Here is a 14788-nt window from a genome sequence, read left to right as displayed (position 1 = left end):
ATTCAAGGCAGCTAACCGTAATATTTCTAAAGACCATCTATAAATTAGTTTTTTATTGAACAACAGATTTTCTTATTACAGATAAATAATTTATTCCAACTTCATCTAATTTTTCCTCTAACTCTTCCACTTTATGATTATCTAAAAATTCTTTTTCTTTATCTGTAATAGGTAATAGCCAAAAAAAGCGAATATTTCCCATATATTCTATTTTTTCCCCATACGGGTAAGGCAGTGATATTAAAAAATTCTCCATATTTGATCCATCTATCCATGGCCTACCTATTTCAATAACACGTCCCAAACCAAAATAACCATCTTTATGATTAAAACAAACAGAAGCCAACATTGCAAGAGTTTCTACATGGATTGAATCTTCAGTTGGACTGACAATAATAAACTCTTGATTAATTATTTTACCCAAGCCAGAACTGATATAAACCCATGGATGACTTCTATCATAAGGAGGAGCTATACGGTAAACAGTAAAATCAGGCAATTCATCCAATATTCTGCCAAATTCCCAAGAAAATGCTGTAATCTCCTGATCTATCCAAAATTTCTTTAAATGTCTAAAGACGATTCTATTATAGTCCATACTTTATTGCCTGCTCTCTTGAATATCTGGCCATCTTAGCTCCCTCTTTTTTCTGACAAATTAAACATTGTGAGCCATTAATACCTTTACTACGTGCATACATCCTTCTTTCTTCATTTGTCATTAGGTGTCCTCCATGTTCATAGTAATGCTGGACTAGGGTCGGCTCATGCTGGGGACTTGGGGCAGTTTTAGTACCACTAACCATAGTATTACCACAAGTTGGGCATACCTGTCCCTCACCAGCAAGTCTTGCCTCCTTTGCAGCAGAGCTATTTGTTTGAGACCCGCCATAATGGGCATTACGGTTATATCGTTCGGAAGGAGCTTTAGTTAGGCACTCATTATGCACCCAAACCCCTTCGGTTTGGCTGCCACTGCCCCTTACAAAATAGGTATGCCAATCCGATACGTTCAGATTGTAGGCAACCAGCGGTTTTTGCTCGGTACTTACCTTTTCCACTACCTGTTCTGAACCGCTCTCAGACAGTAGCCGTTCTCCTGTTTTCAGGTAGCCTGCCTGCACCCATCTGCCGTTGCTGTAAAACGGATGGATGGTATTGGAGACAATGGTGTGCACTCTACCTGTGGAGTCTTTGATGCGGATATAAGTGGTTTCGGCATAAGGGTTGCTGTATTGCCTCAATACTTCTTTATAGCCGGTTTGTCCGTTTCTTTCGTTTCTGGCCAACACCTTGTCGCCTACCCGGATATCGGCAATAGCTTTGTAGCCTGCTTCGGTTTTTACTTGCGTATCGGGGTGAAATGAGCAAGTATAAGCACGGCGGTAGCTGTGACTAACGGTGCCTTCAGCCGATGCAATAGCATTTTTTCCTACCCCGGCCGCCCTTAATCCCGTAGCGGTTTGAATAACATTTCCCCACATTTTGACCGCTTCGGCACTATTCGGATGTTCCCTCGCCCATTCTTGAGCCTGCCCTACCGCATAGTCGGCAAATCCGGCGGTATGCGCCAGTTTTTCCACTGCCGCCATCTTGTCTTCGTCGGACATGCTCTCCAGGCCGTGCATGGTAGTGATGGCGGAGCCATCTTTTATGCCCTGCACAACGTCGCCCATGCCCAGCCCTTCATAAAAGCTGATTCCGGGGTTAGCCACAGCGCCGAATAATCCGTTGACGAATTCCACACCGTTGCCCCACCTGCTCAGATTCGGATTGTGCTCGAACATCTGCCGATGGGCTTCATTGGCCCGATCAGAGAAATTGCCGGGCAGGTTGGTGTAGCGGTCGGATATCCTTTGTGCCGCGCTGCGGGTGTCGTCGCTCTCAAAGCGGATGTTTTGGGCATAACCGCCGATGCTGTAGCTGTATTCGTCCCGCGCCCCAGTGGGCTCAGGATGGCCGCCGCCCTGCTCGCCATCATAGCCATCGGCGGGGTGGCGGAAGCTACCGCTCCAATCTAGGCGCAATATGGTAAACCCGTCTTCCGGACTGCCTTCTGCTTTGGTATCCCTATTGTTTGCAAAATGGTCGGCCGGGCCGTGTTCGTGCCAGGGGTGGTTGTGGAAGCGGGTGGTGTAGCCAACGTTGCCGCTAATCAGGGCTTCCTGGATATGCAAGCTACCCAGTTTGGTATTGTGGGCGGGAATAACGGCAATCTGCCCAGTGCGGTCGGTTACGCTGCCTCGGGCATAACCGGGGAACAGGAAATACGGCTTGTCGGGCTCATAGTTTTTTGGATTGACGGCATTTTGGATCAAAGTGCTGCCGGTAATGTTGTCGCCCCACGCGGGTACGGCAAACAGGGCGGACAGGACGAGAGCCGCCGAAAGGGTGATGTTGCGCAATACCTTCATTCTTATTCCCTCCCCCGCCGCTGACGGATGGTAGCATCGTCCAAACTGCCGACTTCCTGCCCGGCTTCGGTTTTGTTTTCAGGTAGCCCGCCGCCCATTCTGTTTCCGTAGGGCTTGATATCGGAAAAATCCACCAACAGGCCTTCGGCGGCACGGATGTTCTTGGTTGTTTTTACCGGCCCCGTCCACAAAATATAGTTCTCCCGATAACGTGCTTCGTAGGCAGATACGGCAGGCTTAATCAGCAGCCCCCTGCCCTCTCTGGCTACGGCGAAATATTCCAGCTTGGTTTGGGCGGAGAGGGTTTCGGCATTGTAAAGATGCAGCTCGGTGCGGCTGCGAACCGTACCGAATACATCCACGCTGACAAACACATCGGTGTCGGCATAGGCCGGGGGAACCACATCAATGCCGCGCAGGAAAAAGACAGCCTGAATCAGGTTGTCGAGAAAGGCCGCATCGCGCGGATTGGCGGTAAGCGTTTCGTTGCGGTAATCCCCCATCCCGTTGATGGCGAGCCCGATATTGCGCCGACCAGCCGCACCGCTGTTTTTAGTGCGCATGGAAGATGGTGCATTCAGCACAGATTTTGAAGTTGTTGCACTGGTCAACATACCCGATACCGTATTGGCCGTCGATGTATAAACCGGGTACTCATACTGGGTTTGTGAAGCAGGGTTGCTCAAATACTCCCCACGCAACAAGGCATCTATCGAATAGCGGCCTCCGGTCATTGTGCCGGAGCCCTGATCGCCCATAGTGGAAACATGTATTGCCACTTTACGGCCTTGCAATGCAGACAAATCCATATTTTTTACTGCCGCACGCGCAGATGCGGCTACTAATTCCTGCTCAACGGCAAAGCGTTTACCACCGCCGTGAGAGGGAATACCAGTTAATGTGCCGCAGGCCGTCAGTAAGGCGAATGCGGAAAGTAAAGCCAAAATACGCAATTTCATCAATGTTCCGCCCTATTTCCACAAGCTCCACGGCGAAGCCATCCACAGGCCGTAGAAAACGATGGCGACAAAGCCGATGGGAATCAGCACTTTCCAGCCCAAACGCATGATTTGGTCGTAGCGGTAGCGCGGGAAAGTGGCGCGAATCCACAGATAGCCGTAGAGCACGAAGGCCATTTTGGCAAACATCCAAATCGGGCTGGGCGTGCCGACGATGCCCCAGCTTTGCGGAAAGGGCGACAGCCAGCCGCCGAGGAACATAATGGAGGTGAGCGCGCCGATTAGAATCATGAAGATGTATTCGGCCAGGAAAAACAGGGCGAAGGCGAAGCCGGAATATTCAACGTGGAAACCGGCCACGATTTCGGATTCGCCCTCGGCCACGTCGAACGGGGCGCGGTTGGTTTCGGCCACGGCGGAAATCAGATAGACGAGGAACACGGGGAACAGGGTGAACCAGTTCCACGAGAAAATCGAGCCGCCCGCAATACCGGTGCTTTGCGCGGCCACGATGTCGTTGAAGTTCAGGCTACCTGAAACCATAATCACGCACACCAAAGCCGCACTCATGGCGATTTCGTAGGAAATGGTTTGCGCGGAAGAACGCATCGCGCCGAGGAAGGCGTATTTGGAGTTGGACGCCCAGCCGGCAATAATCACGCCGTACACGGAAAGCGAGGTAATCATTAAGATATACAGCAGCCCGGCATCGACTTTGGTTAAGAGCCATTGGTCGGAAAACGGCACTACCGCCCACGCGGCAAACGAAGGCGCGAGCGAGAGCATGGGGCCGATGTAGAACAAGGCTTTATTGGACGAGCTGGGGCGGGTAACTTCTTTAAACAGCAGTTTCAACACGTCGGCAAACGGCTGAATCAAGCCCCACGGGCCGGTTACGTTCGGGCCGACGCGCAGCTGCATGAAGCCGATGACCTTGCGCTCGAAGTAGGTCAGGTAGGCCACGGTCAGAATCAGCGGCACAAGGATAATCACGATTTTGACGACAATCGACACCAAGAGGCCGATGTCGTTACCCGCCGCGCCGAACCAGCCGGCAAACAGGGCTTGAAACCATTCCTGCATCATCAGACTCCTTCCAGTTCAATCGCGTTCATCAGCCCACCCAGCGCGGCGTTGGCCGGATGCTGCGGCAGATGGACGACATTGGGCGGCAAAGTGTTGTCGGCCATTACGGTTACGCGCACGCGGCTGCCGTTCTGCACGGCTTCGGCAGTTGCACCGTCGGCGAGGCCGAGCGCGGCCAGCGTATCGGGGTGGACTTGGGCGGCGGGCACTTGGGCGTGCGAGGTTTGCTGCAGGGCTTCGGCGCGGCGCACGATGGCGTCGGTGTGGTAGATGCCCACGCCGCCGGTGCGGATCAGGCCTGCGGCAGCAGGCGCGGCTTCGCCCTGCCAGCTGCTGCGGTTGTTCAGTTTTTCAGGTAGCCTTTGGGCATCCAACGCGTCGTGCAGGATTTGCTCGCTGCTGTCGTATTCAAAGCCTTCCAGCTCCAGCAGGTTACCCAGCACACGCAGGATTTTCCACAGCGGGCGGCTTTCGCCCAAGCCTTTTACTACGCCGTGGAAAGATTGCAGACGGCCTTCCATGTTGACGAAGCTGCCGGAAGTTTCGGTGAACGGAGCAATCGGCAGCAGCACGTCGCACACCTCGAGCAAGGTGTCGCTGACGAACGGGGTAAACGCCATCACGCTCTTGGCCTGTTTCAGCGCGGCCACGGCGGCGGCTCCGCCAGCCACGTCGGCTTCCGGCTCAACGTTGAGCAGCAGCACGGCTTGTTTCGGCGCGGCAATCATTTCGGCAATGCTGCCGCTGTCGGCGTTCAGCAAATCCGCACCCACGCTGTTGGCAGCCTGCGGCAGGATGCCGAATGACGCGCCGGTTTGTTCGGCCAGCCTTTGGGCGGCGGTGTAAATCACGGCGTAGTCGGGGTGGTTTTGCGCTTCCGCGCCGAGCAGGACGACGGCTTTTTCCGCGTCTTTCAAACCGGCGTGAATCGGATTGGCGGCATCGGCGGCAAGGGCTTTCAGGTAGCCTGCCCATTGGTTCGGATGCAGGGTTTCCTGTGCGGCCAAGGGCATGTGCAACTGCTCTTTACGCGCGGCCACCACGCTGATTTTGCTGCCTTGGTTGGCGGCTACGCGCAGGCGGGCGGTCAGCAGCGGCTGCTCTTGGCGCAGGTTCGCACCCACCACCAGCACGGCTTGCGCATCGGAAAGGTCGGCGATATTGCAGCCCAGCCATTGCGCGCCTGCCAACGTGCCTTTCAGACGGCCGTCTTGTTCGCGCAGGCGGGTGGCGAAGTTGCGGCTGCCGATGCCGTCGGCCAGTTTTTTCGCCAGATAGAGTTCTTCCAGCGTATTCATGGGGTTGGCCCAAAAGCCGATTTGCTCTTGGTTGCCGTCTTTGGCGATGCATTCGATGCCGTTGCGCACGTATTCGAGCGCGGTTTGCCAGTCCACATCGATCCATTCGCCGCCTTGTTTGATTTTCGGATTTTTCAGACGGCTTTCGTGGTTCAGGCCTTCGTAGGCGAAGCGGTCGCGGTCGGACAGCCAGCATTCGTTGATGGCTTCATTTTCCAGCGGCAGCACGCGGCGCACGGTGTGTTCTTTGGTTTGCACAATCAGGTTGCTGCCCAATGCGTCGTGGGCAGACACGGATTTGCGGCGGTTCAGCTCCCAGGAGCGGGCGTTGAAGCGGAAGGGTTTGCTGGTGAGCGCGCCTACGGGGCAGAGGTCAATAACGTTGCCGGAAAGTTCGGTTTCCACGGCGCGGCCGATGAAGGTGAGGATTTCGGAATGTTCGCCGCGGTTGGCCATGCCGATTTCCTGGTTGCCGGCGATTTCCTCGGTGAAGCGGATGCAGCGGGTGCAGTGGATGCAGCGGGTCATCTCTTCGGTGGAAATCAGCGGCCCCATTTCTTTGGCCACCACGGCGCGCTTGGGTTCGAACAGGTAGCGGGTGGTGGATTTGCCGTAGCCGACAGCCAAATCTTGCAGCTGGCATTCGCCGCCTTTGTCGCATACGGGGCAGTCGAGCGGGTGGTTGATGAGCAGGAATTCCATCACGCCTTCCTGCGCCTGCTTGGCCATTTTGGAATGGGTGTGCACCACCATGCCGTCGGTTACCGGCGTGGCGCAGGCAGGCAGCGGCTTGGGCGCTTTTTCCACTTCCACCAGGCACATGCGGCAGCTGGCGGCGATGGAAAGTTTTTTGTGGTAACAGAAGTGGGGGATGTAGGTGCCGAGCTTCTGCGCCGCTTCAATTACAGTCGCGCCCTGCTCTACCGATACTTCCTTACCGTCAATGCTGATTTGTAACATGGTGTATTTCCTACGTTACGGGTATTTAAAATTTTTCGTTGTGAGGCCGTCTGAAAAAAGGCGACGGCCTGCGGGCTGTTTTTCAGGCAGCCTGTTTTCAGACGGCCTTTTTGCTTTCAGGTAGCCCAATTATTCCGGCAGCTAGCACCACTTGTGCTCTTTCATCGGTTTGCCGTGTTCGATGTAGTGGACGAATTCGTCGCGGTAGTGCTTCATAAAACCGCGCACGGGGAAAACGGCGGCGTCGGCGAGGGCGCAGATGGTGCGGCCGGCCATGTTGTTGCCGATGCTTTCCAGGAGTTCGAGGTCTTCCATACGGCCTTGGCCGTTTACGATGCGGTGAACGATGCGGTAGAGCCAGCCGGTGCCTTCGCGGCAGGGGGTACATTGGCCGCAGGATTCTTCGAAGTAGAAGTAACTCAATCTTTCCAAGGCCTTAACCATGCACACGTCTTCATCCATCACGATAACCGCACCGGAACCGAGCATGGAACCGGCTTTGGCGATGGCATCGTAGTCCATGGTGAGGGTCATCATCATGTCGCCGGGAATCACGGGCGAAGACGAACCACCCGGGATAACGGCTTTCAGTTTTTTACCGCCGCGCACGCCGCCTGCCATGGCCAGAAGGTCGGCAAAGGGTGTGCCGAGCGGCACTTCGTAGTTACCCGGGCGTTCAACGTGGCCGGACACGGAAAAGAGTTTGGTGCCGCCTGCGTTGGGAATGCCTTTATCGGCAAAGGTCTGACCGCCGTCGCGGATGATAAACGGGACGGAGGCGAAAGTTTCGGTGTTGTTGATGGTGGTGGGTTTGCCGAACAAACCGAACGAAGCCGGGAACGGGGGTTTGAAGCGCGGCTGGCCTTTTTTGCCTTCGAGCGATTCGAGCAGCGCGGTTTCTTCGCCGCAAATGTATGCGCCGTAGCCGTGGTGGGCAAAGAGTTCGAAATCGAAACCGCTGCCCAGGATGTTTTTGCCGAGGAAGCCTGCCTCGCGGGCTTGGGCGAGGGCGGCTTCGAAGCGTTGGTAGCCTTCGAAGATTTCGCCGTGGATGTAGTTGTAGCCGGCACACGCGCCCATGGCATAGCCGCCGATAATCATGCCTTCAATCAGGGCATGCGGATTGAAACGGATGATGTCGCGGTCTTTGAAGGTGCCGGGCTCGCCTTCGTCGGTGTTGCAGACGATGTATTTTTCGCCGGGGAAGGAACGGGGCATGAAGCTCCATTTCAGGCCGGACGGGAAGCCGGCACCACCGCGCCCGCGCAGGCCGGAAGTTTTGACTTCGGCAATCACGTCGTCTTGCGGCGTTTTTTCGGCCAAAATTTTACGCAGGGCGGCGTAGCCGCCGCGTTTGACGTATTCGTCCAGCGTCCAGCAATCGGGATTGGCGGTATCCACTTGGTCAAAAATCACGCCTGATTGGTAAATAGCCATTTTGGTGTGCCTATGTGTTTCGGTTTCTGCTGCGGCCTTGTCGGTTTCAGACGGCCTGTCAATATTGCGGTGTTTTTCAGGTAGCCTGTTAGGCCGTCTGAAAAGGGTTTTCTGTTTTCTTCCTGTTCGGTTTCGGGGCGGCCTGCGTTGGTTTTTCAGACGGCCTTTACGGTTTCAGGTAGCCTCTAACCCAATTCGGCGAGTTTCGCTTCAATCGCTTCTTCGGTCATGAAGCTGCACATTTTATGGTTGTTCAGCAGCATCACGGGGGCGTCGCCGCACGCGCCCATGCACTCGCCTTCAACCAAAGTGAATTTGCCGTCGGGCGTGGTTTCGCCGTAGCCGATGCCGAGTTTTTTCTTCAGATATTCGCCGGCATCCACACCGCCGCGCAGGGCGCAAGGGAGGTTGGTGCAGACGGTGAGTTTGTATTTGCCGACAGGCTTGAGGTCGTACATATTGTAAAAGGTAGCAACCTCATAGGCCTGCACTGGGGTAATGCCGATATATTCGGCGACAAATTCGATGGTTTCGGGGGCGAGCCAGCCTTTTTCGGTTTGGGCGATACGCAGCGCGCCCATGATGGCGGAACGGCGGCGGTCGGCCGGGTATTTGGCCAGTTCGGTATCGATTTGTTTCAAGGATTCTGCGGATAACATTAGCGGTCTACCTCTCCGAATACGATGTCTTGCGTGCCGATGATGGCAACGACGTCGGCGAGCATGTGGCCTTTGGCCATTTCGTCCATGCCTTGCAGGTGGGCGAAGCCGGGGGCGCGGATTTTCAGACGGTAGGGTTTGTTGGCGCCGTCTGAAATGATGTATACGCCGAATTCGCCTTTGGGGTGTTCCACGGCGGTGTAGGTTTCGCCTTCGGGCACGTGCATGCCTTCGGTGAAGAGCTTGAAGTGGTGGATAAGATCTTCCATGCCGAACTTCATTTCGGTGCGCTTGGGCGGGGCAACTTTGTGGTCGTCCACGATGACGGGACCGGGATTGACGCGCAACCAATCGACGCATTGCTGAATAATGCGCACAGACTGACGCATTTCGTTGATGCGGCAAAGGTAGCGGTCGTAGCAGTCGCCGTTCACGCCGACGGGGATGTCGAAATCCATTTTGTCGTAAACTTCGTAGGGCTGTTTTTTGCGCACGTCCCATTCGATGCCCGAGCCGCGCAGCATCACGCCGGTGAAGCCTTTTTGCAGGGCGCGCTCGGGAGAGACCACGCCGATGCCGACAGTACGCTGTTTCCAGATGCGGTTATCAGTCAGCAGGGTTTCAAGGGTGTCGATGCGGCCGGGGAAGCGTTGGCAGAAGGCTTCAATGAAATCGAGCATAGTGCCTTCGCGGGCTTCATTGAGCTCTTTCAACACTTTGGCGTTGCGAAATTTGCTGGCTTCATATTTGGGCATGAAGTCGGGCAGGTCGCGGTATACGCCGCCGGGGCGGAAGTAGGCGGCGTGCATACGGGCACCGGAAACGGCCTCATACAAATCCATCAGCTCTTCACGATCGCGGAAGGCGTAGAGGATGGCGGTCATCGCGCCGATATCGAGGGCATGTGAGCCGATGCCCATCAGGTGGTTCAGAATGCGGGTTACTTCCGCAAACATGGTGCGGATGTATTTGGCGCGAATGGGGATATCGATGCCGAGCAGTTTTTCGATAGCGAGACAGTAAGCCTGCTCGTTCACCATCATGGAAACGTAGTCCAAACGGTCCATATACGGCAGGGCTTGCAGGTAGGTTTTGGTTTCGGCCAGTTTTTCCGTGCCTCGGTGCAGCAGGCCGATATGAGGATCGGCGCGGACGATTTGTTCGCCGTCCAATTCCAAAATCATGCGCAATACGCCGTGGGCGGCAGGGTGCTGCGGGCCGAAGTTGATGGTGTAGTTTCTGAGTTTAGTGGCCACCGTAGTTCTCCTCGCGGACGACGCGCGGGGTAATTTCGCGCGGCTCGATGGTTACAGGCTGATAGATAACGCGTTTTTCGGTTTCGTCGTAACGCATTTCGACATAGCCGGAAATGGGGAAATCTTTGCGGAAGGGGTAGCCGACAAAGCCGTAGTCGGTAAGGATGCGGCGCAGGTCGGGGTGGTTTTCGAAAACGATGCCGTACATATCAAAGGCTTCGCGTTCGTACCAGTCGGCACTGTTGTAAATATTGATAACGGATTGAACCAACGGGAAATCGTCGTTTTCCGCCCACACACGCACGCGGATGCGCTGGTTATTCTTCACAGATAACAGCTGGCTGACCACGGCAAAGCGTTGACCGGGCCAAGGTTCGTTTTTATAGGTGCTGTAATCGACACCGCACAAATCCACCAAGAGCTCAAAGTGCATTTCTTCGTGGTCGCGCAGGGTTTGCATAATATCGAGATAGTGTTCAGGGCGGCATTCGACAGTTACTTCATCCAAAGCCAACAATACTTTATCCGCCTTGCCTGCCAAGATGCGCTGTGCCGCGCTGTATAAATCTTTCGGGTGCATGGTGCGCTCCTAGTTGCGGGCAATGGTGTAAGTGCGCTTGATTTTGCCCTGAAGCTGAATCAGGCCGTAAATCAAGGCTTCGGCAGTCGGCGGGCAGCCGGGCACATATACGTCTACCGGCACCACACGGTCGCAACCGCGCACCACGGAATAGGAATAATGGTAATAACCGCCGCCGTTGGCGCACGAACCCATCGACAACACCCAACGTGGCTCGGCCATCTGGTCGTACACGCGACGCAGGGCGGGTGCCATTTTATTGGTCAGCGTACCGGCCACAATCATCAAGTCGGATTGGCGCGGCGACGGACGGAAAATGATACCGAAGCGGTCGAGGTCGTAACGCGCCATACCGGCATGCATCATCTCTACTGCGCAACAGGCCAAACCGAAAGTTACCGGCCACAGCGAACCGGTACGCACATAGTTGAGCACGGTATCCGCGCTGGCGGTAATGAACCCTTTGTTCAGAATGCCTTCTACTCCCATTCCAGCGCTCCTTTTTTCCACTCGTATACAAAACCTACACCGAGCACGACGATGAAGACAAACATCGACCAGAAGGCAAACTGCCCCGACTGAGCCAGCAAATCTTTGAACACCACTGCCCACGGAATCATAAATGCCACTTCCAAATCAAACAGGATAAACAAAATCGCCACCAAGTAATAACGCACGTCAAACTTCATGCGCGCGTTTTCAAACGCCTCGAAGCCGCACTCGAACGGCTGGTCTTTTTCGGCATAGTGGCGCTTGGTGCCCAGCAGCGTACCGAGCAGGATAAACAGCACGCCGGCAATCAGGCCGACCAAAATAAAGACAAAAACGGGAAAATAGTTAGCCAACATGGTTTGCACTCTGAAATAGACATAAAAATGCAGGTAAAACCAACTCGCATTGTAACCAAATTTTTTTCCGCATTCAAAATAAACAGGCTTAAAAGTACAATATTATCATTATATTATAATGATAATAATTTTCTATATTAAAATAGTGCTGGTAAGAATCACACCTTTTTACAGAGTTTTTATTTAAATCAATGCCATAAGTTTAGCCGTATAAAATATATGGATATAGTGCATGATTTCTCTGCTGCAGGCTACCTGAAAGCGGTTTGTCGCCTCAGAGCAAAAACGTGTAGAATATATCGGTTTGCTATTGATGCCAGATTGGGGCGCCAAACTTATGGATCCTTCCGGTTCCCATCCGATTTTGTTTTCCCTTATTTATTCTTCCTGATTTCTCCCGTGCGCCATTACCGTGATGCACGGTAAGGAGTGCGCATGCCTACCCTACTGCCCTCTTCCGAACAACCGCAGATCGACACCGGCCGTATTCACGAACTGGCCGATGCCCTGCTGCCCGTGTCCAACACCATCCGGCCCGACAGCGTGCTGGATAATCCCTATCTCAACAGCTGCCTGGCCGAACTCATCGAAATTCTGCACGAACTGCATCCGGCCGACATTGCCGCCGTATTGGAATCGTTGCCGCTGCAATCGCGCCTGTTGGTGTGGAAATTGGTGGAGCCGGAGAGCGACGGCTCCATCCTGTTGGAAGTATCCGATGCCGTCCGCGAATCTCTGATTGAAAACATGGAGCGGCAGGAAATTCTGGCCGCCGTGGAAGACATGGATGTGGACGACCTGGCCGAGCTGGCAGACGACCTGCCGCGCCAAGTCGTGGCCGAAGCCCTGAAATCATTGGATGAAGACGAACGCGCCAAGGTACAGGCCTCCATGTCGTTTGCCGACGACCAAGTGGGCGCCATCATGGACTTCGAACTGGTGAGCATCCGCGCCGATGTTACCTGCGAAGTGGTGATGCGCTACCTACGCCGCTTCGAGAGCCTGCCCGACCACACCGACAAAATCTTCGTGGTCGACGAAAACGACGTCTTGCAAGGCGTGCTGCCCATCCGCAAGCTCCTCGTGGCCGACCCCGACGAAATCGTCGAGCACATCATGGCGCGCGACATTGTGTGCTTCCACCCCGAAGACAACACCGAAGAAGCCGCACAGGCATTTGAGCGTTACGACTTGGTAACCGCGCCCGTGACCGATGCCGATGGCAAACTCATCGGCCGCCTGACCGTGGACGAAATGGTGGACGTAATCCGTGAAGAAACCGAAGCCGATATGTTGAACATGGCCGGCTTGCAGGAAGACGAAGACCTGTTCGCCCCCGTGCTTGATTCCGTGAAAAACCGCTGGATGTGGCTGGCCATCAACCTCTGCACCGCCTTCCTCTCCAGCCGAGTGATTGGCGCATTCGAAGGCAGCATTGCCCAAATTGTCGCCCTGGCCGCGCTAATGCCGATTGTGGCCGGTATCGGCGGCAACTCCGGCAACCAAACCATCACCATGATCGTGCGTGCCATGGCCATGGGGCAGCTTTCAGGTAGCCAAGCGCTGCACCTGTTGCGCAAAGAAGTGGGCGTGGCGCTAATCAACGGCGTGATTTGGGGCGGCGTGATGGGCGTGGTGGCCTGGCTGTTATATAAAAACATCGGCATCGGCCTGGTAATGGTGGCCGCCATGACGCTCAACCTGCTGCTCGCCGCCACCGTGGGCGTGCTGATTCCGGTGATTATGGACAAACTCGGCCGCGATCCGGCACTGGGCAGCTCGGTGCTGATTACCGCCGTAACCGACTCCGGCGGCTTCCTGATTTTCCTCGGGCTAGCTACAATCTTTTTGCTTTAATATCAAGCTCAAATTTTCAGGTAACCTGTTCCTTCCACACGAAGGCTACCTGAAAAATTTAGCGACAGAAAGCTTATAGCTGCAATAATGATGTTTTCATACACGGCGGTGGTCCGTAGGCAGTACTAAGTAGTACGGCTAGACGAGCCAACAACGCATGAAGAAGTAAGTATTTTAGTTATCCTCCACCATACGGCGATAGCCACTTCAATTTAAAAAAAGGCTACCTGAAAACCTCGCAGCTCTTTCAGGTAGCCTTTCTCTTTAACTCAATACAACAGGCTACTGCCCCGTTTCCATCCTTGCCACCTCATGCGGATTAAGGCGAGCCTGGTCTTCCTGCCCCAAGCCGACCAGTTGGCGCAGGCGGGTCATGTAGAGGTTTACATCCAGCCCCTGCCCGTTGCGTTGCGCGCTCCAAATGGTTTCGGCCAGCGCGTCCATCATATCGTGTTCGGCACGCACCCAGTCGCCGGCATAGCGGCCTTGCAGCTCGCGGTGGATGGCGCGGATGCCGGGCGGTTGGTCGATATCGCTCTGCTCCTGTATCGAAAGGTGCAGCGACAGATGCAGGAAGGGGTTGGTTTCGCCCTGCTCCGGCGTCCAGTTGTGGTCGAGGTAGCGTTCGATATTGTCGAGATAATGGTGGTATTCGGGGTGGGCTTCGATGATGCGCAGGGCTTTTTGCTGGAGTTTGTCCAGTTGCAGCGGGGCAAGGCGTTGCCGCCATACGTCGGCAAAAAAGCGGCGCACGTCGTGGGTGTTTACGTCATACATTTTCAGGTAGCCTTTGGCGCTTAATCGCGGATAACCAAGGTTTTGGCCAGCATATCCTGCCCGGTGCGGCGGTTGCCGTCTTCCATAAACATCATCAGGATGCAGGCCGCAGCCACTACCAAGGAGAGCATGCCGCCGATAAGCGGGAGGAATTTCAGCAAGATGGCCAGCGGCAGCAGGATGACGGCTTCGCGCAGCAGAAGGTATTGCACCAGGCTGGGCTCGCTGCCGTCTTCGCTGATCACGCGGATGCCCATAATGCGTTTGCCCAGGCTTTGCCCGCTATTGGCCATCAGCATGGCCTGCCCGATAACATAGGCCAATACCGTGCCGTAGCCGATAAGGGCGGGGCTGCCGAAATTGCTGCCCAACAAGCTGCTGATCAGGCTGACGATGAGGCCGATGCCGAAAGTCAGCACCATGAGCAACAACAGATTCAAGAGTGCTGCCATGATGCGCCGCCACGGGGCGGCCAGCTCCACGTTGATGCCGTCCTCATCAAACGGCTCGTCTTCCAAAATGGCGGCGGAGAAAATTTGTTTGATCTGTTCGCCCATCTGGCTGTTGAAATCTGGTTTACGAAAATCCCGCATGATTGTTCCTTTCTGATTAGTCTGACGTTTGGCTTATGTGGCTACCTGAAAGCTGCCTCCCGCT

Annotated in this window: 14 protein-coding genes; 1 reads left to right on the top strand and 13 read right to left on the bottom strand. The window is 54.8% G+C overall.

The features are described from left to right. Window positions 1-52: 52 nt before the first annotated feature. From ELB75_RS05450 to ndhC, 11 genes are all read right to left on the bottom strand, one after another. Window positions 53-598, bottom strand: coding sequence for a suppressor of fused domain protein (locus tag ELB75_RS05450; protein ID WP_126983052.1), 546 nt, complete (start codon window positions 596-598; stop codon window positions 53-55). Beyond that, the gene (locus ELB75_RS05445) at window positions 588-2414 is read right to left on the bottom strand and encodes a MafB family polymorphic toxin (protein WP_126983051.1); all 1827 of its coding nucleotides are present in this window, start codon (window positions 2412-2414) and stop codon (window positions 588-590) included. Before ELB75_RS05445 ends, ELB75_RS05450 begins: the two co-directional genes overlap by 11 nt. A 2-nt stretch (window positions 2415-2416) precedes the next feature. Next, complete coding sequence (locus ELB75_RS05440) at window positions 2417-3367, bottom strand: adhesin (protein WP_431306056.1); 951 nt, start codon at window positions 3365-3367, stop codon at window positions 2417-2419. An 18-nt stretch (window positions 3368-3385) separates the two neighbouring features. Continuing rightward, window positions 3386-4456 carry an NADH-quinone oxidoreductase subunit NuoH gene (gene nuoH / locus ELB75_RS05435; RefSeq protein ID WP_035580103.1) on the bottom strand — a complete coding sequence of 357 codons (1071 nt, stop codon included), beginning with the start codon at window positions 4454-4456 and terminating at the stop codon, window positions 3386-3388. 2 nt (window positions 4457-4458) lie between these two features. Next, window positions 4459-6717: an NADH-quinone oxidoreductase subunit NuoG gene (gene nuoG / locus ELB75_RS05430; RefSeq protein WP_126983050.1), complete on the bottom strand. Its 2259-nt coding sequence runs from the start codon at window positions 6715-6717 to the stop codon at window positions 4459-4461. Window positions 6718-6858: 141 nt separating this feature from the next. Then, window positions 6859-8154 (bottom strand): NADH-quinone oxidoreductase subunit NuoF, encoded by a 1296-nt coding sequence (gene nuoF / locus ELB75_RS05425; protein WP_126983049.1) that lies wholly within the window; start codon window positions 8152-8154, stop codon window positions 6859-6861. Between the two features lie 185 nt (window positions 8155-8339). Continuing rightward, on the bottom strand, window positions 8340-8813 hold the full coding sequence (nuoE, locus tag ELB75_RS05420; protein WP_126983048.1) for an NADH-quinone oxidoreductase subunit NuoE: 474 nt from the start codon (window positions 8811-8813) through the stop codon (window positions 8340-8342). Continuing rightward, window positions 8813-10069 carry an NADH dehydrogenase (quinone) subunit D gene (gene nuoD / locus ELB75_RS05415; RefSeq protein ID WP_126983047.1) on the bottom strand — a complete coding sequence of 419 codons (1257 nt, stop codon included), beginning with the start codon at window positions 10067-10069 and terminating at the stop codon, window positions 8813-8815. The genes nuoE and nuoD overlap by 1 nt, the downstream gene beginning before the upstream one ends. After that, entirely contained in the window at window positions 10059-10649 is a 591-nt protein-coding gene (locus tag ELB75_RS05410) for an NADH-quinone oxidoreductase subunit C (RefSeq protein WP_126983046.1), read from the bottom strand. The genes nuoD and ELB75_RS05410 overlap by 11 nt, the downstream gene beginning before the upstream one ends. A gap of 9 nt (window positions 10650-10658) precedes the next feature. Beyond that, window positions 10659-11138: a NuoB/complex I 20 kDa subunit family protein gene (locus ELB75_RS05405; RefSeq protein WP_003771161.1), complete on the bottom strand. Its 480-nt coding sequence runs from the start codon at window positions 11136-11138 to the stop codon at window positions 10659-10661. Beyond that, on the bottom strand, window positions 11129-11497 hold the full coding sequence (gene ndhC / locus ELB75_RS05400) for an NADH-quinone oxidoreductase subunit A (RefSeq protein ID WP_126983045.1): 369 nt from the start codon (window positions 11495-11497) through the stop codon (window positions 11129-11131). Before ndhC ends, ELB75_RS05405 begins: the two co-directional genes overlap by 10 nt. A 435-nt stretch (window positions 11498-11932) precedes the next feature. On the opposite strand from ndhC, the gene mgtE reads away from it, so the two are divergent. Continuing rightward, window positions 11933-13354, top strand: a complete 1422-nt coding sequence (gene mgtE / locus ELB75_RS05395; RefSeq protein WP_126983044.1) for a magnesium transporter — start codon at window positions 11933-11935, stop codon at window positions 13352-13354. A 282-nt stretch (window positions 13355-13636) separates the two neighbouring features. Here the strand turns inward: mgtE and ELB75_RS05390 are convergent, their stop codons facing one another. Both ELB75_RS05390 and ELB75_RS05385 read right to left on the bottom strand, forming a co-directional pair. Continuing rightward, a complete protein-coding gene (locus tag ELB75_RS05390) occupies window positions 13637-14131 on the bottom strand; it encodes a DUF1841 family protein (RefSeq protein ID WP_126983043.1) in 495 nt (164 codons plus the stop codon). 20 nt (window positions 14132-14151) lie between these two features. Then, window positions 14152-14724, bottom strand: coding sequence for an RDD family protein (locus ELB75_RS05385; RefSeq protein ID WP_126983042.1), 573 nt, complete (start codon window positions 14722-14724; stop codon window positions 14152-14154). Window positions 14725-14788 lie beyond the last annotated feature (64 nt).

This window comes from Eikenella corrodens (assembly GCF_003990355.1).
Classification (GTDB): domain Bacteria; phylum Pseudomonadota; class Gammaproteobacteria; order Burkholderiales; family Neisseriaceae; genus Eikenella; species Eikenella corrodens_B.
The sequence above is the reverse complement of the archived record's forward strand: the minus strand, read 5'-3'. Positions and strand labels throughout refer to the sequence as shown.

Coding starts and splice junctions, on each gene's coding strand:
- ELB75_RS05450 (WP_126983052.1), bottom strand. CDS start 598: ATGGACTATAATAGAATCGTCTTTAGACATTTAAAGAAATTTTGGATA.
- ELB75_RS05445 (WP_126983051.1), bottom strand. CDS start 2,414: ATGAAGGTATTGCGCAACATCACCCTTTCGGCGGCTCTCGTCCTGTCC.
- nuoH (WP_035580103.1), bottom strand. CDS start 4,456: ATGCAGGAATGGTTTCAAGCCCTGTTTGCCGGCTGGTTCGGCGCGGCG.
- nuoG (WP_126983050.1), bottom strand. CDS start 6,717: ATGTTACAAATCAGCATTGACGGTAAGGAAGTATCGGTAGAGCAGGGC.
- nuoF (WP_126983049.1), bottom strand. CDS start 8,154: ATGGCTATTTACCAATCAGGCGTGATTTTTGACCAAGTGGATACCGCC.
- nuoE (WP_126983048.1), bottom strand. CDS start 8,813: ATGTTATCCGCAGAATCCTTGAAACAAATCGATACCGAACTGGCCAAA.
- ELB75_RS05410 (WP_126983046.1), bottom strand. CDS start 10,649: ATGCACCCGAAAGATTTATACAGCGCGGCACAGCGCATCTTGGCAGGC.
- ELB75_RS05405 (WP_003771161.1), bottom strand. CDS start 11,138: ATGGGAGTAGAAGGCATTCTGAACAAAGGGTTCATTACCGCCAGCGCG.
- ndhC (WP_126983045.1), bottom strand. CDS start 11,497: ATGTTGGCTAACTATTTTCCCGTTTTTGTCTTTATTTTGGTCGGCCTG.
- mgtE (WP_126983044.1), top strand. CDS start 11,933: ATGCCTACCCTACTGCCCTCTTCCGAACAACCGCAGATCGACACCGGC.
- ELB75_RS05390 (WP_126983043.1), bottom strand. CDS start 14,131: ATGTATGACGTAAACACCCACGACGTGCGCCGCTTTTTTGCCGACGTA.
- ELB75_RS05385 (WP_126983042.1), bottom strand. CDS start 14,724: ATGCGGGATTTTCGTAAACCAGATTTCAACAGCCAGATGGGCGAACAG.